This window comes from Nostoc sp. C110, assembly GCF_043099725.1.
Classification (GTDB): Bacteria; Cyanobacteriota; Cyanobacteriia; order Cyanobacteriales; family Nostocaceae; genus Nostoc; species Nostoc muscorum_A.
This window is the reverse complement of record NZ_CP171148.1, coordinates 6,968,110-6,992,653: the sequence shown is the minus strand read 5'-3', so window position 1 is coordinate 6,992,653 and position 24,544 is coordinate 6,968,110. Positions and strand designations below refer to the sequence as shown.

Genomic DNA, 24,544 nt, shown 5'->3' with positions numbered 1-24,544 from the left:
GACTATTGACTAAACTACTCCGTTTAGTTTAGCATTAATTGAACTGAACAGTTTAGTTCAATTAATGCTAATGGTAAAAGGTGAACAGTATGGTGCAGAACTGGAAACTAGAGGATTTAAAGTCTTCCCAAAATCTTTTGCGATCGCCTCTTACACTAGCAGTAATTACATCTTTGCTAATCGGTGGAGCTAGTGTTTATACGGTACTAAAGTTCCAGGCTACGGCTAATGAGAAGCCAGCTACGCCAGTAGCTGTTCAACCAGTGGTAAAAACAGTGACAGCATTGGGACGCTTAGAACCAAATGGAGAAGTAATGAAATTATCTGCAACTTCTTCGACTGAGGGAAGTCTGCTTCAGAAACTCTTAGTCAAAGAAGGCGATCGCGTCAATGCTGGACAGGTAATTGCCATTATGGATAGCCGCGATCGCTTGCAGGCAAGTTTAGTTGAGGCCCAAAAGCAAGTTCAAGTTGCCAAATCTAACCTTGACCAGGTAAAAGCGGGAGCAAAACAGGGAGAAATTGGAGCAAAGCAAGCTGCTGTCAGCCGTCTGCAAGTCGAACTAGAGGGAAACATCAAAACTCAGCAAGCCATAATCGATCGCCTAACAGCAGACTTGCAAGGACAACAAGAGAGTTTACAAGCAACGGTGGATCGCGTCGCCGCCGAAAAACGTAACGCTCAAGTAGATGTGCAACGCTACGAAGCTTTATACAAAGCAGGGGCAATTTCCAGTCAGCAAGCCGATCAAAAACGCTTGAGTGCAGAAACTTCTACTCAGCAGTTAATCGAAAATCAAGCCAACAAAACCAGAACTGTCGCAACTTTAGAACAGCAGATTAAAGAAGCCAAAGCTAACGGCAATCAAACCATCGCTAGCTTGCAACAGCAGATTAACGAAGCCAAAGCCACCCTTAACCAAACAGCTGAAGTCCGTCCGACAGATATTGCCAACGCTCAAGCAGAGGTAGATAGCGCTCAAGCGACTGTGGCAAAAATTAGAGCGCAATTGGATCAAGCTTATGTCCGCGCACCCGAAGCGGGACAAATTTTGAAGATTCATACACGAGCCGGAGAAACCGTTTCTAGTGACGGGATTGTAGAATTAGGTCGAACCGACCAGATGTATGCAGTTGCAGAAGTTTACCAAAGTGATATTAACAAAGTGCGATCGGGGCAACGGGTCAAGGTAATCAGCGATTCCATTCCCGAAGAATTACAGGGAACCGTTCATTGGACGGGGATGCAGGTACAGCGACAAAATCTGGTTAACAGTGATCCTTCTAGCAATATTGATGCCAGAGTAGTGGAAGTTCATGTGCAACTAGATCGAGCATCTAGCGCCAAAGCTGCCAAGTTTACCAATCTGCAAGTAAAAGCGGTGATAGAACTATGATTGGATTTATTCAACAACTGCGGCAGCGAACCCCTCTAGGATGGTTGCAATTGAGTCATGAAAAAAGCCGTCTGTTGGTAGCTTTGTCAGGCATTGCTTTCGCTGATATTTTGATGTTCATGCAGCTAGGGTTTCAGACTGCCTTGTTTGACAGTAATACTAAACTGCACAACAGTATACAGGCTGATATTTTTCTACTTAGCCCTCAAGCCCGTAACGTCTTAAATGCGTCCACCTTTACACGGCGGCGACTGTATCAAGCAATGGATATACAGGGGGTGAAGTCAGCAGAACCAATGTATGTCAACATTGTCGATTGGAAGAATCCGAAAACACGCCAAAAGACATCTGTCCTAGTTATTGGGATTAATCCTGAAAAACCAGCTTTTAACTTACCAGATGTGAATAGTCAGATAGATCGGGTGAAGCTACCAGATACCCTGCTGTTCGATCGCGCCTCTAGAGGAGATTATAAAGAAGCGATCGCTCAAGTTGAACAAGGCTTGCCTGTAACTACTGAAATTGACCGCCGCACGATTACCATTAGTGGCTTATTTTCAATCGGCGCATCCTTTGCAGCTGATGGGAACCTAATTACCAGCGACCAGAACTTCTTACGGCTATTTCCCAAGCGCGAAGCCAGCAGTGTCAGTGTAGGTTTGATTCAACTCGAACCAGGGTACGATCCAAAACAAATTAAAGCAGCTTTAGAATCTCATTTAGATGATGATATTAAAGTTTTGACCAAAGCTGAATTTATCGAATTTGAAACAGATTATTGGAAAAAAAATACAGCCATCGGGTTTATCTTTAGCTTAGGTGTAGGAATGGGGTTTATGGTAGGCGTGATTATCGTCTATCAAGTTCTTTCTACAGATGTGAATTCCCATATAAAAGAGTACGCAACCTTCAAAGCAATGGGATATAACAATCTCTATTTATTGGGTGTGGTGTTTGAAGAGGCGATAATTTTGGCAATTTTGGGCTTTATTCCAGGAATAATAGCACCTTTAGGACTTTACCATTTAACTCGTAATGCCACTAATTTGCCACTTTACATGACCGTAGCACGAGCCACCACAGTGCTAATACTAACCATGATTATGTGTATTATTTCTGGTGCGATCGCCACCCGTAAATTACAGTCCGCCGACCCCGCAGATATGTTTTAAATTTGTCATTTGTCATTTGTCATTGGACATTTGTAAATGACAAATGATAAATGACGAGCATCACGAGTAATCAAGATATTTATGAGTAGTCAACCTGTAATCTCTGTTAAAAATCTCGACCACTATTTTGGTAATGGTCAACTCCGTAAGCAAGTTCTCTTTGATATCAACCTGGATATTAACGCCGGCGAAATTATTATTATGACTGGCCCTTCTGGTTCAGGGAAAACTACACTTCTCACCTTAGCCGGCGGCTTGCGTTCTGCCCAATCCGGCAGTTTGCAGATATTGGGACAAGAACTTTGTGGTGCTAGTACAGCACAACTGACCCAAGTGCGACGCAATAACGGCTATATTTTCCAAGCGCACAACTTGCACGGTAGCCTGACAGTACTCCAGAACGTCAGAATGGGCTTGGAAGTGCATAATAATATTTCGCCAGCAGAGATGAAAACCCGTTCAGCCCAAATGTTAGAAGAGGTAGGATTAGGGCATCGGCTGAATTATTATCCTGATGATTTATCTGGGGGACAAAAACAAAGAGTTGCGATCGCTCGTGCGTTGGTAGGTCGTCCTAAAATAGTCTTAGCAGATGAACCCACCGCCGCCCTTGACAGTAAATCGGGACGAGATGTGGTCAACCTCATGCAAAAATTAGCTAAAGAACAGGACTGTACTATTCTCTTGGTGACTCATGACAACCGCATTCTAGATATTGCCGATCGCATTGTCTATATGGAAGATGGCAAATTAGTAAATGACGGTGCTGTTGTTGCAGCCAGTTAGTTAGGCTGGTTGTTTTTTATTAAACTGATTCTATTCCTGAGAGGATCGCAACATTACTCTTGATGTAACCCATTGCCAAAGGAGATTGACCATTTAACAACAACAGAATCTGATTAAATATTTGTGGAAGAGTTGCGCCATATAAATGCCAAAGCTTTTTCCAAAGTTGAGTTAATATACGATCGCCTGCAATATCGTCAGTACCCGGTCGTAGCAACCAATGGGTTCGCAATATCTGAAAATGACGAATATCATTACTCTGCATAACTTTATAAATTTCTTGAGCAGCATATTCCACCAATTCATCTGTCACCACTTTCATTATTAGGGGTTGCAATGTAAATGAGGGTTCATAATCGCTGACCCATTTTTCTAAAAGCGATCGCCTTTCTAAGGCTACAATGCCCTCTAAAACCATCCCTGGGTCAACGGATATCAGCAAATGGGTTTGCAATCGAGAGAATGAGACAGGTTCTTGCCAAATTGCCAACCAGTAGAGAATGTCTTGCTCTAAGCCGGAAAGTTGCTCAAATTGCTGTTTAAGAATCACACGCAAGCGATCGCCCACAATTAAAGTATTCTGACTCAAAAAAGCAGCAACATTCCCCCCAAATACAGACTGAATCAAGGGTGTTACCAGTTTCAGCGCCAAGGGATTACCGCGATAAAGTTGAATTAATGCTGATAACCCTAGTTCTTTGCCTGTAAATCCCCTTGATTGTAATAATTCTCTAGCCTCTGCTTTTGGCAACCCTTTGAGATTTAAACAGCGAGATGTTTTTGTATTAATTTCGATATTCTTTGGTTGTTCGCGGCTGCTAATCAGAATACAACTTTGATGCCGTTCTCGACTTAATTGTTGGATAAATTGACCATAGTTGAGGTTTTCTGGCTGGGAGAAAATAGCCTCTAATCCATCCAATACCAATAGACAGTGACGTTTTTGTAACTGCTGGATGAGTTGTGTCGTACCTTGTTGAATATTCTGCACAACGCCTTGCTCAAAGAAGTTTAGCAGGCTATTCAGCAGAAAAATCAGAGATGGGGAAGTTTGCAGAGACTTCCAAATTAAACAATCAAATTTTGACTGAATACGGTCTACTAAAGCCAGTGCTAGAGCGGTTTTGCCAATACCAGCAATACCATTAATGGTGACTAATTTACAGTTTTGGCTGGTGAGCCATTCTTCTAATTGTGCCAATTCCTGATTTCGTCCATAGAAGCTTTCGAGATCGGGTGCTTCATTGCAATCTAAGTCAGGTGTGGGGATAACTACAGTAGATTCTAAGTCTGCATTGGATAATTCTGCGATCGCTTCCCAGTTTCCAATACCAACAGCTTGACAGATCGCAATGAAAATTTCTTGCTGAATGCGATCGCCTTGCCAAAATCGGCGTAAAGTAGCTCTAGAGGTATGGGCATCTTGCCACCAACGTGCGGTGCTAGTTTTTGTCCAACCTAGACGTTGACGGGATTTGTCTACAATTGCTAGTCCTGCTGTTGATGCTTTCAGCGAGTTTGACATAATTCTATAATTTAGATTCCAACTTCTTAAATAAGTCGGGTATCTGGAAATGATTTTCAACAAAGGAAGGGGTGTATGCGAAATAAAAACTGGAATGCACCCATTTTCTAATCCTTGAGAGACTGAAGTAACTGACTAGGACGTGCAACTTTTACACCAAGATAAAAATCAGGATAGCGAACAAATATATAATGCTCATACTCATACCAGTGCATCTCACCCTTTTCTTGGTTACACGTCTGACAAATGACCCAGAAATTATTGAATTCCATTGATAACCAAGGATACTGCGATCTAGGAAGCTTATGATCTATTGTTTTACCACCCTTTTCAGAATACTTGTCCCCACAAATTGGACAGTACCAGTCTGAATTATCTCTCACCCAATTTTTACTTTCTTGGGTTGTACCACACTCATAATCACCATTAACATATCGCCAGTAATCGAATTTTCTATAATTTTCAAAATCTTGATGAGTTAGTTTATGATAGCGCTTGCTACCAATTTTATCTGCAATATTAAATAATTCATTCAGTTCTTTTCCTTGAATGTTCACAGGATCTTCCTCTAATATTTGATAGTTCTATATGACTTTTGATTAGCTTGCCTTCTATATGTCTTTTTTGTTTTATTGCTAAAATCAATAATTTCTATTTCTGTATCAGGATACTGCTTATCTATCTCTTCTGCAATTTCATTTACTTCTTTAGCTAACTTGTGATTAGTTTCTTGTATTTCTTGAGAAGTGAGATATTTATTTCCAATTCGGTCTGCTTCTAAAAATAATTCTTCAAGTGTCAAATCATCGAATTGATATTTATCTAAAAAATCCTTTATTTTATCATAGAGACTGATGAGGTTATTCCATCCAACGTTCTTGTAGCCTTCTATTTTTAGCCAGTGTCTATCCTCTTGCTTCAGCTTGTTTCTATTCTTTGAGTTAACACGTTGCGTATCGCGGTAACTCATCCCATTGAAAATTGTTTTTTTAGTTTTAAGCTTAGTCATAGAGTTAGTTTTTTATCCCAAGGTAGATTTGAATAAATGAATTACCGCTTTCCGAATTTCGCTGTCTTCATACTGAAGAATTTTCTTGGTATTTATAGCTAGTTTTAGTCTAATTTCATCAACTAAATTTTTTAAGTCTTTATTGTCTTTCATGAGTCGCTCATTTACAACAATCAAATCCTTATTTTGAGAAGTTATAGCTTTGAGCCTATCTTCTACAAGATTATTTTTGTCGTATGAGCTTTGAATTTCGTTTTCGCGTTTATCCCTTTCCTGTCTTTGATAATTTATAAGCTGATCAATTTTTGCAGCATATTCTTTTTCTTTCCGCTCCAGCTCATTTGTTTTCTTCGTTACCAAACCTTTCTGAGCAGCTTGAAGACGCTGACGATTGATTAATTCAGAACCAGCAAAATGTGAAATAGCTCTACGAATAGTAATTTCATCAGGATTAGTCTTAAAGTCAATTTTCTCTAATGCACGTTTAGCATCTGCTGTTGTCCATCCTTCATCTTCAAGTAGCTTAATAGCCTCTGACTTATTCACTGTTCTAAGTTTATAGGGTAGGTTTAATGTGATTTAGGTTACGTTATTTTAGTATAAAACACGTATGCAGTAACTAGACTGGCAATTTTACCGAAAATCATTATTTACTAGTGAACCTACTACTGAGCATCAAGTGAGCATAAAACTGAGCATATCTCCCAGAAAAACACACCTACGCTAGAGACAGCAAACAAAAGCGTCAGGTAAATATTATGACTCAAACCCTAGAACAACAAACCAGTGGCTTATATCTGCAAAACTCTAGCCAACAGATTGCTTTTCCCCTCAAACACACCGAAGTAAAAGCCAAAATCGCTGGTAACATCTCACGGGTGGAAGTTACCCAAAGCTTTGAAAATCCATTTACCACAACTCTAGAAGCTGTTTATATCTTCCCTTTACCCGATGAAGCCGCCGTTGATGATATGCTGATTCGCATAGGCGATCGCACAATTCAAGGCAGCATCAAAAAACGCCAAGAAGCTGTAGCCATTTACGAACAAGCCAGAAAACAAGGACAGACAGCCGGACTCCTCGAACAAGAACGAGATAATATCTTCACCCAATCCCTAGCAAACATCAAACCAGGTGAACAAATTGATGTGATTATTCGCTACAGCGACAGCCTAAAATTTGAGGGTGGAAATTACGAATTTGTCTTCCCAATGGTTGTTGGCCCCCGTTACATTCCCGGAATCACCATCGAAGAAGATGCAGTCGGGGGTGGTTCAGCTATTGCACCCATGACTTTAAATCAAGATACCGATTTAGTTCCAGATGCTTCCCGCTTAAACGCTCCCATTTTGCCAGCCGGAATGCGCTCAAGTCATGATATTAATGTCACCATCGAAATTAATGCTGGCGTTGAGATTCAAGATATTAACTCACCCTCTCACCAAATCCAAATCATCCGTGAAGGACAGTTGGTAAATGTCAAACTAGTTGGTGGAGACACAATACCCAATAAAGACCTAATTTTACGCTACCAAGTTAGTAGTAATAACACTCAAACAACTACGCTTACCCAAGCTGATGAACGGGGTGGACACTTTGCACTCTACCTGATTCCCGCCTTTGAATATCGTCCTGATGAGATTGTTGCCAAAGATATGGTGTTTCTCATCGACTCTTCCGGTTCTCAAAGTGGCGAACCACTAATGCAATGTCAGGAATTGATGCGTCGTTTTATCGATGGACTCAATCCCGACGACACCTTCAACATTATTGATTTTTCCGATACCACACAGCAACTTTCACCCGTTCCTCTTCCTAATACTTTCCAAAATCGTTTATTAGCAATCAACTATATTAATCGGTTAAACGCTGGCGGTGGAACGGAGATGTTAGGCGGTATTCGCACCGTCTTAAATTTAAAAGCCACAAATCCGGGACGCTTGCGAAATATTGTTTTACTAACTGATGGCTATATCGGTAACGAAAACCAAATTTTAGCAGAAGTTAAACAGCGTCTCCAGCCAGGAACCCGCCTTCATAGCTTTGGTGCAGGTAGTTCGGTAAATCGTTTCTTACTCAATCGGATTGCAGAATTAGGACGGGGTATTGCTCGGATTATTCGTCACGATGAACCTGTAGATGAGGTGGTAGAAAAATTCTTCCGCCAAATCAATAATCCAGTCCTCGCCAATATCCAATTGCAATGGGAAGGTGATGGCGAATCCCCAATTATGTATCCTTCTACACCACCAGATTTATTTGCAGAGCAACCATTAGTGCTATTTGGACGCAAACCAGACGCGCATTCTGGAAAGTTGCACATCACTGGCATTGCTGCGGGTGGTAGGCGTTATCAGCACAGCTTTCACCTAAATTTTCCCCAAACAGGTAATCCCGCTATTGCTCAACTTTGGGGACGTTCCCGCATCAAGGATTTAATGAATCAAATGGTTAGTGGAGACACAAAGGGAGGTGTGGAAGCAGTCACAGATACAGCTCTGACTTATCAACTGTTATCGCAATATACCGCTTTTGTTGCCGTCAGTGATGATATTAGAGTCAATCCCAATCAGGATTTCATCTCTGTGCAAGTACCTGTAGAAATACCTGAAGCAATCAGTCATGAAGGTATTTTTAGTAACGTGACTTTTGGTGCTGCTCCTGGCGGTGGAATGGCAAGAAGTCGCAGGGAAGCAAAGAAACAATCTGCACCACCCGTATCATCCCCAATGTCTGTATTACCACCATCCCCAATGCCTGCACCAGCAAAACCGATACAACGGTTTGAAGAAATGGAGTCATTAGCGATGGAATGCGATATTCCAGCATCAGAGCCAGAAATCGGATTTGCAGATGATGATGGTTTTAGTAATCTTGATAGCCTGTTATCAGTTCCCGAAAAATCGATGCCACAATTGGAAGATTTAAAAGTTTTACACAAAGAAGAATCTTCTGTCCCTCATTTACAGGTTGTGAGCGTGACGGGATTGAATCAGCGGATGATTTCTCTGCTGACTCAGTACTTGCAAGCAATTCAACTCCCTAGAGGCTTTGGTGGTGATTTGGTGTTTGAATTCCAGGTTAGCAGGGGACGGGTGAGACAGTTAGTACTGGATGAACAGGCTTCATCTCTGAAGGAACAGACAGTGATTGAATTAATTAAGCGATCGCTTTTGGCTTGGCTACCCTCCCAGACTCTCACCAGTACTGTGCTGTTAACACTTCGGATTCAACCCTAATCGCTCCTTTATTAATATAGTGGAGAGCGCTCGCTAAAAGGGTTGGCGTAGGCAGAACTCGACTTTATCCAAAATTAAGAACTTGCTTCTCCTTATAGAGCAAAAGCCTTAGCTTTTTGGCAAAAACTTTTTCCATATCACTGATTCAAGCTGAAATCTAAAAAGTAAAACTACTGTCCTACAAAGGTTTCAGCGCCAGCTTGAATGTTGCCAAAAAATGGATAAAGTCGAGCTAAGTGGTAATGCAAGATAAGTGACTTATGCTACCGCTCGGTTGATGGCATACTTTAGATTCAAAGAAGTAAGAAGAGTGAAAAATATTCATCAACAAAATTGGCTCAGATTTGTGAACCAGTTTTTTTAGCAGAAGTACTTGATATAAGTACTTTTGTCTAGATTAGTTACTACCACAAAAAAAACTGTCATAATTACAATCAGGTAAACACTCACTTCAGAAATATATTAAGAATAGAGGTTCAATAATTTATCTATACTGAAGTCTTAAATGCTATTAAAAATTGAAATATTTTTTCTGAAAGCAACAATTTCAAAAAACGTAAGACATACTTCTGATGTATTTTCTTCGTAGTTATGTTTGAAATTGTTAAGTTTTATGTTGAAAATTACGGTACTTGTTTTTGTAGTGTTGTCTCTGTTTTATATTTTACTTTTAAAAGATGCTGACACGTCTATGGTTTATATGCTTGGTGCAATAGTTTGTACACTTTTATTAATAAATAATAAACTCTAATCTAGAAATTAATGGTTCTTCAGTACAGCTTCGAGAGCTTGGCATTGTTCATTAGACAGATCCGAAAATTTGCAAAGTTGGTCTACGTCTGCGTTTTCATAGTGTTAACACCGAACTAGGGGAAAAAATCAAAAAAGCCAGGGAGGGAGATAAACGCTCTCTATCCCCGATTTGTGATGTCTTTTTCGATGTCTACAAACCTTACAGCAGTTTTCATGTATTTGAACCACATCCGTCTTAGGGGCGCAAGGTCTTGCGCCCCTACCCTATGGGTCTATTTACCTGAAAATCGCTGTAATTAGCCTTTGGTGTTTCCGAAGCATTCTGTTACGCAGATAAAGCGCTAATGTTATAGTAGTATAGGAAATGAGCTAACATTTCCCTCAATTCACGGCATTTGCATATTAAGATAGATACTCTAATGCGTGAATAAATATCTGGAGAGGTGTCCGAGCGGTTCATGGTGACGCACTCGAAATGCGTTTTGGGGAAACCCAACGGGGGTTCGAATCCCCCCCTCTCCGTTTAAAAATATTTCTGAAGAACTGGACAAACAAATTGTGTTTGGCTTGAAAACTGGCACGTATAATTAGTTGCAAGTGAAACGTTCTCATATTTACGTGTCTACTGAGTCAAATATTGCCCAAAAACACTAAAATATACAGCGCCAAGACAAATTTTTGGGATAAACTAATGCCATTGTGTGAGGAGTGAACGATGGCAAATCTCAGCCTGGAGAAAGGGTTTTCATTTAGTTTTATCAGTATCTGTTTATATCTGGGTATTAGTGTAGGAGTCGTTATTCGGCTTGGGCAATCACAGCAATTAAACGCTGCGACTACACCCACTGAACCTGTATCATTACCCTTTGCTATTCCTGAACCTAGGTTATTAACACCAAAACAGCAAATTTCTTCAGGTATTATTACTATCAAAGCTGTTGGAGATATTATTCCCGGCACTAATTTTCCTAACTATAGATTGCCCCGGTTCCGAGATCAATTATTACCAAAGTCAGTGAGATCCCACTTGCAAGGATCAGATATTTTATTTGGTAACTTTGAAAGTAGCTTAACTAATTATCCTTACACTACTAAAGATACTAGTAGAGGACAAGTCTTTGCTTTTCGCTCTCCACCTGGATATGCTCGGCTATTTGCTGAGGCTGGTTTTAATGTGTTTAATATGGCAAATAACCATGCAATGGATTTCGGCCCGGTAGGGTTCAAAGATACAAAGAAAAATCTTGAGGCTGTGGGCATTGCAACATTAGGTCATAAAAATCAAATTCTCTATTTGAAAGCTAACAATATCCCTGTGGGAATGGTTGGGTTTTCTCCTTATGAAATGTATAATTCCATCCATAATTTAGGAGCAGCCCAAGCACTTGTAGCAGAAGCAAAAAAGAAAGCAAAGATTGTAGTAGTATCGATGCACGCTGGAGCCGAAGGGACTGGGGCACTACATGTTAAGAATCAGACAGAGTTTTTTTATGGAGAAAACCGAGGTAATTCAATCCAGTTTGCTCGAAATATGATTGATGCGGGAGCAGATTTAGTACTAGGACATGGACCTCATGTTCCGAGAGCGATGGAAATTTATAAGGGAAAAATAATTGCCTATTCTTTAGGAAACTTTCTAGGATATCGGACTTTATCTACAAATGCCCAGACGGGTGACTCGATGATTTTAGAAGTCAAACTCAACTCTGTGGGAAATCTGATATCAAGTAAAATTATCCCTGTGCGGATGAATCAGCAAGGAATCCCTCAAATCGATCAACATTTTCGGACTGTGAAACTTATACGTTCTTTGAATAATCAAGCTTTTCCAAAAAATCCTGTAAAAATTAATAAAAAAGGGGAAGTCGTTGTAAAGAAAAAGAAATCAGGAATTTAGCTAGCAAGAAAACAAAATTCACTCGTGATTTTTATAATAAAAATTACATAATGAAATATTAATTTGATCAGTCTTTATAAGATTAATTTGGAATCACGAAAAGCCCCATCAGGAAAATCCTGAAACGTTTCAGGATTTTCCTGATTAGCTGATATAATTACGGAGGAAAAACTGGTAAATATCAGCAGCAATAATTTTTAAGGCTATAAAAAGCTAGCTCGCAGCAAGAAAAATTGTTAAGCAATGGCTCTTTTATAAAGGCTAGCAATAACTGGTTTATGTTCATATACAACAGAATAAGTCCAGTTTGAATTCACGTATAAATACGGCGTTTATTTTGGAAAATATGGCAAATAATATAAGTACTAATTTTCGGAAGATTACAAAACTTAATTTGTAAAATCGTATGGGATAGTAGTTTTATTTAATTTAGATTATCTTAGATTTTGTAATGATAAGTATAGACGTATCGAGGGAGATATCTACTTAGTAAAAGTGAATATTACAGTCAAAAATAAAATCAGAAACTCTCCTAATTGAGTAGCGCATTATGGTGGAGAATAATTTGCTGGAGTTATTCGCAATACTGATGAATATAGCTGAGAAATATAGATTTATTAAGTAAAAATTATTGTTCATCGGCTAACCGGAGTATTTAAAAGTCTTGAAACCAAGTTTTGTAATTTATTGGGTACTGATAAGGGCGATAGCACACTTCAGCATTGCCAGTTTATAGGAGTCAGCAGTTATGTCTTCCTTTTCAAAAAAAATCATAGCTCGTAGCTTGATTCACCGTTTGCCATTGCGATCGCTCTTGATTGTTCCATTTGTCCTGCAAATCTTTGCAGCCGTTGGGCTAACGGGGTATATTTCCTTGCGGAATGGGCAGAAGGCAGTCAATGATGTTTCTGGTCAGTTACGTCAAGAGATGAGCGATCGCCTCAACCTGCAAGTCCTGGACTATTTGGAAAGACCTTATGTGACTGGACAAGTGATCGTCGCAACTGCTCAAGAGGGACAGCTTGATTTAACTGATGTCACCAAACTAGAACGGCCTTTTTGGCGGTTAGTCAGCCAAGATATAGTTGAATTTATGCAAATTGCGATGGCTGACGGCACGAGTATACAAGTAGAGGATTTACCGAATAAAGGCATCGTGGCTTTGATTGGGAACAAAAAGGATCTACCTCAGCGCCAAATCTACCAACTTGATGATAAAGGTCAACGGACTGCATTGATAGAAACTATAGCTAATTTTGACCCTCGAACTCGACCCTGGTATAAAACTGCACAGGCAGCCGGAAAACCAACCTGGACAAAGCCTTTTTTAGGCAACTCGATTAAAATCCCTTCAATTTCTCTAACCCAACCCATATACAACAGCAATGGCGTGTTCTTGGGAGTTCAAAATAATCTTTTTCGGATTAACAAAATTCATCATTTTCTTAATACGCTAAAGGTGGGTCAAACGGGACAAACTTTTATCATTGATCGCTCAGGCGACCTGATCGCAAGTTCAAGGCTTCCAGACCCCTATATCATCAATCTCAAAGAGAAGACTTTGCAACAAATTCCTGCCGTCAAATCTGAAAGCCCTGTAATTAGCGCCACGGCACAAGCTATTCTTGATCGATTTCGTAGTTTCAATGCCATTCAAGAGAGTCAACAGATTGATTTCAAGCTGCCAACTGGAAGACAGTTTGTGCAAGTTTCAGCGATTCGAGACGGACGCGGCATCGACTGGTTGAGCGTAGTTGTCGTGCCGGAATCGGACTTTATGGCACAAATTGATGCCAATACGCGCAACACGATTTTGCTCTGTTTGGGTGCGTTGGGTTTGGCAACCATTATAGGTATCTATACCTCGCGCTGGATTACCGATCCCATCCTACAATTGCAGCAAGCGAGTGAAGCGATCGCCACTGGAGACCTTGATCGCACCGTAGAAGTGAAAGGCATCAATGAACTAGAAGCATTGGCGCGATCGTTTAATCAAATGGCGGCCCAGCTCAAAACCTCCTTCACCGAACTCGAAGATCGCGTTGCCGAACGCACGGTTGAACTTCAACAGGCGAAAGAAGTAGCAGACAGTGCAAACCATGCCAAAAGTGAATTTCTGGCCAACATGAGCCATGAGCTACGTACACCACTCAACGGCATTCTTGGCTTTGCCCAAATTCTAAATCGCTCCAAATCTCTACCCGATAAAGAACGTCATGGGGTGAATATTATTCATCAGTGCGGCTCTCATCTTCTGACACTGATCAACGATATCTTAGACCTATCCAAAATCGAAGCCCGCAAACTCGAACTCATCCCCAAAGCCATCCATTTTCCCGCCTTTTTGCAAGGAATTGTGGAAATTTGCCGCGTCCGGGCTGACCAAAAAGGCATCGACTTTGTTTATCAGCCCGATGATAACTTTCCTATAGGCATTGAGGCTGACGAAAAACGTCTGCGCCAAGTTCTGCTCAACCTTCTAGGCAACGCAATTAAATTCACTGACCAGGGCTGTGTGACTCTCAAAGTCGAGGTGCTGAAGACCAATGCAGATGTTTCCATACCCCGAATCAAATTTCAAATTCTAGATACTGGAGTAGGTATCGCCGCCGATCAGGTATACCAACTCTTCCAACCCTTTGAACAAGTTGGGGAGCAGAAACGCCAGGCAGAAGGCACTGGCTTAGGGCTAGCAATCAGTCAAAGCATCATCCAACTTATGGGTGGGAAAATTCAGTTGAAGAGTGAACTTGGTGCGGGGAGTGAGTTCTTTTTTGAAGTGGAATTACCGATCGCCACCGATTGGGTGCAACAAAGCGCTAATAGCTCTGGCAAGCAAATCATTGGCTACGAAGGGTCAAAACGCAGCATTTTAGTCATTGACGATCGCTGGGAAAATCGGTCGGTGATTGTTAACTTACTAGAGCCTCTGGGTTTCAATTTGCTAGAAGCGGAAAATGGTAAAGAAGGGTTAGCTCAAGCTCAACAGCACCACCCCGATTTAATCATCACCGATATTGCCATGCCTGTGATGAATGGCTTCGAGATGCTGAAACATCTCCACAAATCAGCCGATTTACAACATCACAAAGTGATTGTCTCTTCAGCATCCGTGGCAGAAATCGATCAGCAAATGAGCATCAATGCAGGCGCGAATGACTTCTTACCAAAACCCGTCCATGCTGATGAGTTATTCGCAACTTTGGAAAAGTTTTTAAATCTAGTTTGGCAGTATGAAACCCCAAGCAATGGAGAAACTGCAAATATCGAGGCTAGTTGGCTGAAAGCTGACTCTACAAGCTTTGCACCCGATCAAGTACCGCCGCTAGAAGACTTACAAAAACTCCTCAAACTGGTGCAACAAGGGCGGTTAAAAAAAGTCATTGAGATGGCGGAACAGCTAGAGCAACGCGATCGCATCTACCAACCCTTTTCTCAACAGATCGTCAAACTGGCTCAACAATTTCAGCCAAAGCAGATTCACCAGTTGATCCAAGCCTATTTAGGGGCAGGAGCAAGTTAATGAGCAATGGCTTGATCTTGATTGTGGATGATATGCCCACCAATTTGGAAGTCATTTCCAGCACCTTAGAAGATGCTGGCTTTGAAGTAGCGATCGCTCTGGATGGACTTAGCGCGATCGAACAAGCACAGCTTAACGAGGAACTCGATCTGATCTTATTGGATGTGATGATGCCGGGAATTGACGGCTTTGAAACCTGTCAACGCCTCAAAAGCAACCCCGCCACCAGCCATATCCCGATTATTTTTATGACTGCACTTTCGGATACCACGAACAAAGTCCGCGCTCTAGAATTGGGAGCCGTAGACTACATCACCAAACCTTTTTCTGAGCAAGAAGTCCTCGCACGAGTCAAAACTCAAACCAAGCTATATCGACTCAGCCGTAGCTTAGAACAGCAAGTGGTCGAGCGCACAACCCAACTATCTGAGGCATTGGCAGAACTCAAGACCTCACAAATCCAACTCGTGCAACGCGAAAAACTATCTGCTTTGGGCAACTTAGTCGCAGGAGTCGCCCATGAAATTAATAATCCCATTGGGTTCTTGAGCGGCAACATCGAGCCGGCTCTAGAGTATATCAACGATATTTTTGGATTAGTTGACCTTTATCAACAGGAATATCCACAGCCCAGTACTACAATTCAAAACGAGATTAAAACCATTGACCTCGATTATATCCGTGAGGATCTTCCTAAACTAGTCGGCTCGATGCGTGAAGGAGTGAGGCGAATTACAGATATTAGCACTAGTCTCAGAACCTTTTCTCGTGCTGACACCGAGCGCCCCGTTCTTTGCAACCTTCATGATGGCATTGACAGCACAATTTTAATTTTAAAACATCGTCTGAAAGCAAATGAAGAACGCCCCGCTATTGATGTGATCACTGATTATGGTGATTTGCCCCAAATTGAATGTTTTCCGGGTCAGTTAAATCAGGTATTTATGAATATTTTGGCGAATGCCATTGATGCATTAGAAGACTCGAATAATGGACGCACTTTTAAGGAAATTCAAGCCAATCCTAACCGCATTATCATAAAAACTAGAGTCAAAGATAACCAAATTCAAGTTGCAATTGCGGATAATGGTATCGGGATGAGCGAACAAGTCAAAGAAAAAATATTTGACCATTTATTTACTACTAAAGCTGTTGGTCAAGGAACCGGTTTAGGGTTAGCGATCGCTCATCAAATCATCACAGAAAAACATAATGGGTTGCTTTTTGTAAATTCTACACCCGGTAAGGGAACTGAATTTTTGATTACCATACCGATTCTGGGTTAAAGGAGAGCAAAGGTATACCTACATCTGTCACGGAAGGGTAACTCCCAAGTACTTCTTGATACAGAAAATCCCCTTTTTGGGCTGTGCAGAAAAAATCTAAAATTGACTAATTATTGTCATCTTGTAGCTTTTCCGGTAATTTGCGATCGCTCTGGGGTTGATTATCAGTTGGTGAATTTTGCTTTTCCAATGTTGGTACTACTACAGCAGAGGGATCTGACTGTTTGGATTGTGTCGGTGGTGCTGCTGGTATAACCACAGAATTTGGTGGAATTACCAATTGGGGGGAAGCAGAATTCTGATTAGAGGCGGGTGAGTTATTTTGTGGCAATGGTGCGGGGGAAGCACTACGAGATGACCGGATCGCCCGTAGTTTTTCCACTAGCGAGGGTGTGGGGGAAACGCTAGGTGAAGATGGAGATTGCTGCAAATCGCCCCGTTGTGATTCTCCTGTAGGGCTACTAGGAGTTTCTTCGGGGGAAGAACGGCGATTACGTCGGCGCTGCTTGGAATTAGAAAGAGGTGCTGATTCTGTTCTTGAGGTGGTGTTAGTCTCTTCACCATTTTCTAAGCTAGGTGCTTTCGCGGCTGGCTGTTGAGTAGGCTGTTCAAAAAGCGGCTTTGTGGTTGGCTGCGGCTGAGATTTGGGTAAAATGCTAGTGATGCCAAAACCTGCGGTAGCAGCAATCAAGGCTACACCTACACCCATTAGTATTTGAGATGATCCCGGTTTTTTTGCCAGTGGATTTTCTTTAGCGATGCCTTGGTTGGGCTGTGCCACCACAGATGGCTTATGAAGGCGATTTTGGCCAGTTTTCCCAAGTAAAGTTGCAGCTTGTTGGGCAGATAAATTGACAGTTGGGACTGCATAAGTTGCTAAGGCTTCCGATGTCATCAGCCCCTCATTTCCAGGTAGGAGTTGTAACCACTCAGCAACTGTCGCTGGTCGAAAACGAGACTCCACCGCCATACCACGCATTATTGCCTGATTGACAGCAGCACTCAAATGTGGTTGCAATTCGCGGGGAGAAGGCATTTGTTCGCGATCGCGCAATAATGCTGGCATAGGTACTTGTGCTGTCAACAGTGCATACAAAGTTGCGGCTAAACCATAAACATCTGTGGCGGGTGTGCGCGGCGCTTGTGTCAAATACTGCTCAATTGGAGAATAACCTTCAGAAACCAGACCAGTGTGAGTCTGTCTGACATTGCCATTAAATTCCCTGGCAATGCCAAAATCAATTAGTACTACTTCTTGTGTTCCTTGACGAAGAATAATATTATCTGGTTTGACATCTCGGTGCAGCAAACCATTGTTATGTACTACCTGTAAAGCTGCTCCAATTTGCCGAATGTAATGAATTGCTGTGGCTTCAGGCAAAGTTATTCCTGGTAATACAAATGCGTCTCCCAAGGTTTCGCCACGAATGTATTCCATTACCATGTAAGGCAGTCCAGCTTCCACAAAAAAGTCACTGACTCGGACTATATTTGGATGAATACACGTAGCTAATCGTCTGGCTTCATCTTGGAATTGGCGCTCAAATTTCGCAAAATCAGGATGTTGTCGCAGCCGTTCATTGATGGTTTTCATCACCACCTCCTGGCCCAAGTAGTGATGGGTAGCTTTAAATGTAATACCAAAGCCACCCCGCCCTATTTCTTGAATTAGGGTATATTTTCCATCTTGCAAAATTGTGCCTGCTAACATAAAGAGTCCTGAATCCTGAGTGAGCAGATAAATAGCGAGTCCTGAGTCTTGAGGAATTTCTATTTCTAAAATTTTTCCGTATTTTATATGAGGCAGGGTTTATTACCTGTCTATTCTACGGGATGATTTAGTTGTCGGAACTCCCTAAGCGAGAAAACCTCCCCACCTCACAAAAGTTTTATCTTTTTCAGATGATAACGCGGGAGTAAAGAAATTCTGAAGTAGGAAAAAGACTTAAGCTATCTGCTACATCCGTAATGTCAGGGAGAAAATACGACTCGACGCGCTAGTTGCTACAACATAGTTTCTTAATTGACGCTTTAATTTCGTCCTAATTCAGGACATAAGTAATCTTACAGTAGGTCAGAAGCAAGCAGGAAAGCTATAAAAGCGATAAAGCTTTGGAGTCACTAGCAAATGACAAATCATGAATCGCCAGATTTTAACCAAGAAATCCTGTTGGAAAGGTATCAAGTGCAACAGGAACTAAGCAAAAAAGCCGGACGGCGATCGCTGCTAGCTCGTGACTTACAAACTCAAGAATTAGTAGTAGTCAAAATACTAACCTTTGGTAATGAGTTTGAATGGAACGACCTCAAGCTGTTTGAGCGCGAAGCTGAAACTCTCAAAGCACTCTCCCACCCAGCTATTCCCCACTACCTTGACTACTTTGAGCTAGATTCACCCAACAGTAGAGGATTTGCACTCGTACAAAGTTATATTCCAGCCCAATCTCTAGAAGCACAACTCAAAGCTGGGCGTAGTTTCAGTGAAGAAGAAGTTAAAGAACTAGCAAAAGCCATTCTAGAAATTATCAAATATTTGCATGGTCGTCAACCGGCCGTAATTCATCGTGATATCAAACCAAGTAATATTCTATTAACAAATCGCTCTGCTAATAGTGTGGGTGAAGTCTACTTAGTAGATTTTGGTTCAGTGCAAACCATCGCCAGAACAAGCAGCACTATGACAGTTGTGGGAAGTTACGGCTATATGCCACCAGAACAATTTAATGGTAGAGCTACCTGCGCTTCTGACCTTTACAGTTTGGGAGCAACTTTAATTTATTTAGTAACAGGTCAGCATCCAGGCGATTTACCACAAACAGACCTACGAATTGAATTTGAACAGGCTGCTAATATTAGTCTTGGTTTTAGCAGTTGGTTAAGGCAGATGACAGAACCTATTATGAGTCAACGCTTGCCTTCCACTGAAGATGCTATGCGAACCTTAGAGGAAGGAGAAGAGGATAATCAGAGTCAGCTTAGTGGAAGGGCAATTAATTCAATTCCTAAAAAACCTCTTGGTAGTAAAATTTTGTTGAAGAAGAATGCTAGTTTTATAGATATCATAATTCCAGGGGCAGGATTATTATCTATTCAAACACTTACATTTATAATTCTCTACTTTTTTATACTTTTTATGATGGGTATTCCGCTTTTAGGAGGTGATGGGAGTAGTTTACTTAGAGGTATTTTAGTAATTTCCCCAGTAGCTTTTATTCTGATTTGTATATGTGTATTTGGGCGAAAGCGACTTTACATAAATCGGCAACAGATTTATTTGATTTATAAAATATTTAAGCTTGAGCGTCACAATCCGCTTCCAAGTTCTAGACAAGAGATTCTACGTTTAGATATAAACAAAAGTGATTTCAATAAATATTATTTAACGATATGGGCTGGTATAAAAAAATATGTAATTTCCAGTAATGAACTCGATATTTTTACTGTAACTCTTTTGGAACTTGATTGGCTAGCTCATGAACTTAGCGATTGGCTAGGCTTACCAATTACAAAAAAATAAACTTTGTAGAGTAATGTGCTTACTTTTATTGTTTAGTCTCTTCATCATTAATCACAAACTAAATTCGGCTGCGCCATCGTCGTCTATATTTGCATTCTTACCCATAGCAGTAGGTTTAAATTTAGAGCCATGAATTAATTCACCGAATGCAATTCCTGAATTTTGGTGAAGAATATTCAGCACACTCATAAAATCTCGCACAATTTCTCCTGGTGTCAGTAAAGCTTCTGCACCCAAGCGATTAATAATTTCTTGCACAAACTCCTTCAACTCACGATTTGTCAAAGTCTGTTCATACCCAAAATTGAGTGCATGAATCTCAACTAAACGTTGTAAAAGGGTCAATATTTCTGCTTCACTCAACGGATTTAGCCGAATCACTGGCCCTGAATTTTCTTGAACATTAGCTTGGGCAACAAAACGGCTTTCTTTTGTGCGTCTTTGCCAAGCTTGGTCTGCAAAAAGTCCGCGTTTGGGGTCTTCTAAAAATTTAGTTGTTCCACCAACAACAATACCAAGATGTTCTGCTTTACATTGCATGGTATCGTTAAACATTGCCAGGAGTCGATTATAATTCTTTTCCCGCGTTACCGTAGTAGATATTTGATATAGATGTACGGCTTCATCAACTAAAATTAATAGTCCTTTATAACCAATTTCAGCGACAAATTTCGCAAACAGTTTTATATAGTCATACCAACTATCATCATCAATAATGACGCGCACTCCTAAAGCTGCTTTTGCCTCAACTTTAGTAGTAAATTCTCCGCGCAGCCAGCGCATCGCCGCATTTTTTAAATTATCATCATCCATTCGGTAGCCACGCCAATAAGCGATAATCACGCTACCAAAATCGAAACCGTGAACTAAATCTTCAATATATTGAACTACTTCCCTAATTTTTAATTCAACTTTGTCATCAAAACCATCGTCATTGGGACGCATTTCAGTTTCTTTAACCACTTCTTGTTGAATTTTATTAATCCATCCTTCTAAAATCGAGACTAAAGCACCACCATCAGGGCGAGTTTTTGTAGCTAGGTGGCTCATTAATTCTCTATAAGTGGCTACACCTTCATTGTTGCTCCCAGCTAATCGCCGTTCAGGGGATAAATCAGCATCCGCTACTACAAAACCTTGCTCCATAGCGCGGTTGCGAAGTAGTTGCAATAAAAAACTTTTCCCGGAACCGTAGTTACCAATTATGAAGCGAAATGCGGCGACACCTTCTGCAATATCATCAAGATTTTGTAATAGGCTTTTTAGTTCTTTTTCTCGACCTACTGCGATATATTCAACTCCTACTCTTGGTACTACTCCCGCACCAAGGGAATTGATTAAACCAGTGGAAATTTTTTTCGAGATTTTGAGCTTTGCCATGTATTACACTTCTTTTTATTCTAAACGCATAAGCACACAGTAAATAGGTAAGGTACATATTCACCTTACTATTAACCTTACGACGGCAATAATATTTTAATTTGTCGATGCATGTCTAGCCATGAGACTTTCATGCGTTGCAATCATTTTTTTGACATGGGTAATATGCTCATGATAAACTTCTGGAATTTCCGAATCTGAGTTAATTATTAATTCCCCAATAGTATCATTTGCCCGTTCATTTATAGAATCGATTAAAAGATTCGGCATAGTGATATTGGCTTCGGCAATTTTTTTTATAGCAGCCTTGGGATTATCTTGCTCGACTATCGCTTTTAATACTTGTAGTTCGTATCCTGGGAGATTTTCTAAAAAATTAGTCCATTCTTCAGGTATATTCTCTGATGTATCAATTTCTGATTTATTTATGACTGCTGTAGTTTCCATTATTTCAGAAAAAGGAAACAATTCAGTCTCATCTTCTGGGAAATTATCAGCTAAAGGTTCTTGATTAAATGTTTCTAGTTGTTGGAGTAATTCCCATACTTGATTTTGCAATGAATCTCGTTCTTCTTGCAATAATGAAATTTGCCCTTGCAACTGCTGTAATTCGGCTTTGTGTTCTGCTAGTTGGGTTTGTGAAGAATGTAGGATAGCTTGAATATTTTCTCTTTCGGTTTTTGTCGCTACCAGCAACTGATTTTTTTGGGTTGTCTCAACTTCTAACTCTTGAATTGCAATTCGCAGTTCGTATAGTTTTTCTTCTAATTGGGGTTTGAGTCTACCTAAAAGAGTTAAATTACTTTCAACTTCTTGTTTCTCTTGCTGGAGTTCTGAAATTTGGCTTTGCAATTGTGTGATTTCAGCACGAGATACATTACAATTCGACTCTAGACGACGCTTTTCTGCTGTAAGTATAGAAAAAGCATTGTTCAATTCTGTTTGATTTTTCTGCAAGTTATTAATTTCAATTTGCAGAGTATTTATTTCAGTTTCTAGCTGTTTTTTTTGCCCGGCAAATGTTCTTAATTCTCGGTGTAAACTATCTCTTTGGTTACGGCTTTCTGTGACTTGATTTTGGAGTTGCTGTGACTCTGCATATAATAAATTATGATGTTCTTCGATTTGATTTATTTCTCTGACAACGCGAGCTTTCAACCCCTCCATTTCTTTAATTCGTTTACGGAGAGAACCTAAAACAAACATTTCATAATTTCTCCGCCGCTTATCTACAAATAATGCTGTTGTATAGATAGTAGCGGCTGTAATTAAACCTGTGAGAAAAGCTTTATTAAAATCCCAGCTTGGGACGAGACTAAGACCAAAACTCACACTAAAGGCAACTATTCCTAGTATAAATCGATTGCTGATCGTTACTGATTGCATATTGCTCGTTTTTAGCGTAGTGAAATTATCAGAATAAGTAAGTTTCATACTAATTCGTAATACTCGCCATTGGCGTAGCGTTTCGTAGAGAAGGCGACAAGCAAGCTACGTAATTCGTAATTACATTGGCAGATACGCGAATGTAATTACAAATTAGAATACACAGGTGATTGTGTTTGGTTAAACAAGGCATTTTTCCAAAGTTTTGTATCATAGTATTTTTGAAATATCTAGTTTTTAGTTACTGGTGCATCATATCGTTATGTAACTAACAGAAATTTTTAATCATCAATAAATTAATTTTAATCAGAAGTATTGGATGTATTGTTATTTGCATAAAAAAGTCTTAAATCTGCTTTTAAAAAATCAACAAACTGCCGTGCTGTGCGTCCAGAACGACCATTGTGGCGAGTTGCCCACTGTAATGCTTGAAACTCCAAATCTTCTTGGGTAATATTAATTTCAGCTTGTGCTGCTAGATGTTGTACTATCTTCAAATAAGTTTTCTGATCGGCTGGTTCAAAGGTCAAGGTTAAACCAAAGCGATCGCTAAACGAAAGCTTCTCCTGCATCGTATCCCAAGCATGGATTTCCTCATTATCCTTGGGGGTAGGTCGATCCACAAAGAACTCCCGAATCAGATGGCGACGATTGGAAGTAGCATACACAACTACATTTTGCGGCCGCGCGGTTAAATTACCTTCTAAAACTACCTTGAGCGCTTTAAAGGCATCATCATCTTCTTCAAAGGAAAGATCGTCGACAAAGATAATAAATTTTTGTGACATTCCTCGTAAATGTTCCACAATTTCAGGTAAGTCTTTTAAATCAGATTTTGTCACTTCCAATAAGCGGAGACTACGCTCGCTATATTCATTTAACAAAGATTTCACTAAAGAAGATTTGCCAGAACCACGACTACCGTAAAGTAATACATGAAGTGCCATCTCTCCTGATAATAAAAACTCTGTATTTTTTAACAAAGCATCTTTTTGAGACTCGTAACCTACAAGCGCACTCAACTTAACCGGGTCAGAATATCGGATACCGATAAACTGCCCAGCTTGCCAACGTAAAGCGCGATATTCTGCAAATAAACCAGAGCCACATTGCCGATAATAAGCCGCCAACTCTTCTACAGCATCACCCCAATTGTCTAAGTCTTGTAAATATGTAGCGAACTTTGTCTCTACTCCTACGAATTCTTGCTCTTTATACCACACTACCGGCGAAATCGGCATGTGAGCTACGCTTTGTATCCACTCACTCAAAGAGGCGCTGCTACATTCATAGAGACTTTGTAATATTTGTAAATCATGCTGCACTGCTGCTACTAAAGCTGGGGGTAATTCTTCAAATTCTTTCACTTGCGCCAGTTTTGTAAAAGGATTATTAGAGAAGAGAAGTTGAGTAATTAAATAGTCTTCCCAGTTTTGATTTTTAGCAGCTAAAGCGTGGAAGTAACGACCGTAGGCTTGGAGACAACCCCGTGCATCAGAGTCAGTGTAACGTATAGCTTGCAACAGTTCCAGAAATGCTATCCCCACTTCGCCTTGAAGAACAGACTGGTACAGTAAAAGTGAGGCCGCTTGACGCTGGAGATATTGGACTTTTGTATATGAGGTAGTACTTGTTATTGGCATCGCTTGATTATCCATCAATCAACTGTGTGGT

16 protein-coding genes and 1 tRNA gene are annotated in these 24,544 nt (G+C 40.5%); 9 read left to right on the top strand and 8 right to left on the bottom strand.

The annotated features are described in order from the left end of the window. Positions 1–89: 89 nt before the first annotated feature. The 3 genes from ACFFRD_RS35000 (at position 90) to ACFFRD_RS34990 (ending at position 3,355) form a co-directional block, all read left to right on the top strand. A complete protein-coding gene (locus ACFFRD_RS35000) occupies positions 90–1,397 on the top strand; it encodes an HlyD family efflux transporter periplasmic adaptor subunit (protein ID WP_392480511.1) in 1,308 nt (435 codons plus the stop codon). Further along, a complete protein-coding gene (devC, locus tag ACFFRD_RS34995) occupies positions 1,394–2,569 on the top strand; it encodes an ABC transporter permease DevC (protein ID WP_392480509.1) in 1,176 nt (391 codons plus the stop codon). The genes ACFFRD_RS35000 and devC overlap by 4 nt, the downstream gene beginning before the upstream one ends. 81 nt (positions 2,570–2,650) lie before the next feature. After that, on the top strand, positions 2,651–3,355 hold the full coding sequence (locus ACFFRD_RS34990) for a DevA family ABC transporter ATP-binding protein (protein WP_392480507.1): 705 nt from the start codon (positions 2,651–2,653) through the stop codon (positions 3,353–3,355). A 19-nt stretch (positions 3,356–3,374) separates the two neighbouring features. On the opposite strand, the gene ACFFRD_RS34985 is transcribed toward ACFFRD_RS34990, so the two are convergent. The 4 genes from ACFFRD_RS34985 to ACFFRD_RS34970 all read right to left on the bottom strand — a co-directional run bounded on the left by ACFFRD_RS34985 (position 3,375) and on the right by ACFFRD_RS34970 (position 6,435). Beyond that, a complete protein-coding gene (locus ACFFRD_RS34985; RefSeq protein ID WP_392480505.1) occupies positions 3,375–4,880 on the bottom strand; it encodes an NB-ARC domain-containing protein in 1,506 nt (501 codons plus the stop codon). 107 nt (positions 4,881–4,987) lie between these two features. Further along, positions 4,988–5,437 carry an HNH endonuclease gene (locus ACFFRD_RS34980; RefSeq protein WP_392480503.1) on the bottom strand — a complete coding sequence of 150 codons (450 nt, stop codon included), beginning with the start codon at positions 5,435–5,437 and terminating at the stop codon, positions 4,988–4,990. 11 nt (positions 5,438–5,448) lie between these two features. Next, entirely contained in the window at positions 5,449–5,889 is a 441-nt protein-coding gene (locus ACFFRD_RS34975) for a hypothetical protein (protein ID WP_392480501.1), read from the bottom strand. 12 nt (positions 5,890–5,901) lie between these two features. Then, positions 5,902–6,435 carry a hypothetical protein gene (locus tag ACFFRD_RS34970; RefSeq protein ID WP_392480500.1) on the bottom strand — a complete coding sequence of 178 codons (534 nt, stop codon included), beginning with the start codon at positions 6,433–6,435 and terminating at the stop codon, positions 5,902–5,904. A gap of 212 nt (positions 6,436–6,647) precedes the next feature. Between ACFFRD_RS34970 and ACFFRD_RS34965 the strand changes: the two genes are divergently transcribed. The 5 genes from ACFFRD_RS34965 to ACFFRD_RS34945 all read left to right on the top strand — a co-directional run bounded on the left by ACFFRD_RS34965 (position 6,648) and on the right by ACFFRD_RS34945 (position 16,587). Beyond that, positions 6,648–9,128 carry a VIT domain-containing protein gene (locus ACFFRD_RS34965; RefSeq protein ID WP_392480498.1) on the top strand — a complete coding sequence of 827 codons (2,481 nt, stop codon included), beginning with the start codon at positions 6,648–6,650 and terminating at the stop codon, positions 9,126–9,128. A 1,190-nt stretch (positions 9,129–10,318) separates the two neighbouring features. Then, positions 10,319–10,403, top strand: a tRNA-Ser gene (locus ACFFRD_RS34960). Positions 10,404–10,596: 193 nt separating this feature from the next. Next, positions 10,597–11,778 (top strand): CapA family protein, encoded by a 1,182-nt coding sequence (locus ACFFRD_RS34955; RefSeq protein WP_392480496.1) that lies wholly within the window; start codon positions 10,597–10,599, stop codon positions 11,776–11,778. Between the two features lie 748 nt (positions 11,779–12,526). Further along, positions 12,527–15,301, top strand: a complete 2,775-nt coding sequence (locus ACFFRD_RS34950; RefSeq protein WP_392480494.1) for an ATP-binding protein — start codon at positions 12,527–12,529, stop codon at positions 15,299–15,301. Continuing rightward, positions 15,301–16,587 carry a sensor histidine kinase gene (locus tag ACFFRD_RS34945; RefSeq protein ID WP_392480492.1) on the top strand — a complete coding sequence of 429 codons (1,287 nt, stop codon included), beginning with the start codon at positions 15,301–15,303 and terminating at the stop codon, positions 16,585–16,587. Before ACFFRD_RS34950 ends, ACFFRD_RS34945 begins: the two co-directional genes overlap by 1 nt. Before the next feature lie 106 nt (positions 16,588–16,693). On the opposite strand, the gene ACFFRD_RS34940 is transcribed toward ACFFRD_RS34945, so the two are convergent. Beyond that, a complete protein-coding gene (locus ACFFRD_RS34940; RefSeq protein WP_392480490.1) occupies positions 16,694–18,298 on the bottom strand; it encodes a serine/threonine protein kinase in 1,605 nt (534 codons plus the stop codon). Positions 18,299–18,715: 417 nt separating this feature from the next. On the opposite strand from ACFFRD_RS34940, the gene ACFFRD_RS34935 reads away from it, so the two are divergent. Then, complete coding sequence (locus ACFFRD_RS34935) at positions 18,716–20,104, top strand: serine/threonine protein kinase (RefSeq protein ID WP_392480489.1); 1,389 nt, start codon at positions 18,716–18,718, stop codon at positions 20,102–20,104. 51 nt (positions 20,105–20,155) lie between these two features. Here ACFFRD_RS34935 and ACFFRD_RS34930 read toward each other — a convergent pair whose 3' ends face one another. The 3 genes from ACFFRD_RS34930 to ACFFRD_RS34920 form a co-directional block, all read right to left on the bottom strand. Then, positions 20,156–21,484 (bottom strand): ATP-binding protein, encoded by a 1,329-nt coding sequence (locus tag ACFFRD_RS34930; protein WP_392480486.1) that lies wholly within the window; start codon positions 21,482–21,484, stop codon positions 20,156–20,158. 96 nt (positions 21,485–21,580) lie between these two features. Beyond that, positions 21,581–22,870, bottom strand: coding sequence for a tellurite resistance TerB C-terminal domain-containing protein (locus ACFFRD_RS34925; RefSeq protein ID WP_392480484.1), 1,290 nt, complete (start codon positions 22,868–22,870; stop codon positions 21,581–21,583). A gap of 302 nt (positions 22,871–23,172) precedes the next feature. Further along, positions 23,173–24,528 carry an ATP-binding protein gene (locus ACFFRD_RS34920; RefSeq protein ID WP_392480482.1) on the bottom strand — a complete coding sequence of 452 codons (1,356 nt, stop codon included), beginning with the start codon at positions 24,526–24,528 and terminating at the stop codon, positions 23,173–23,175. Positions 24,529–24,544: the final 16 nt, after the last annotated feature.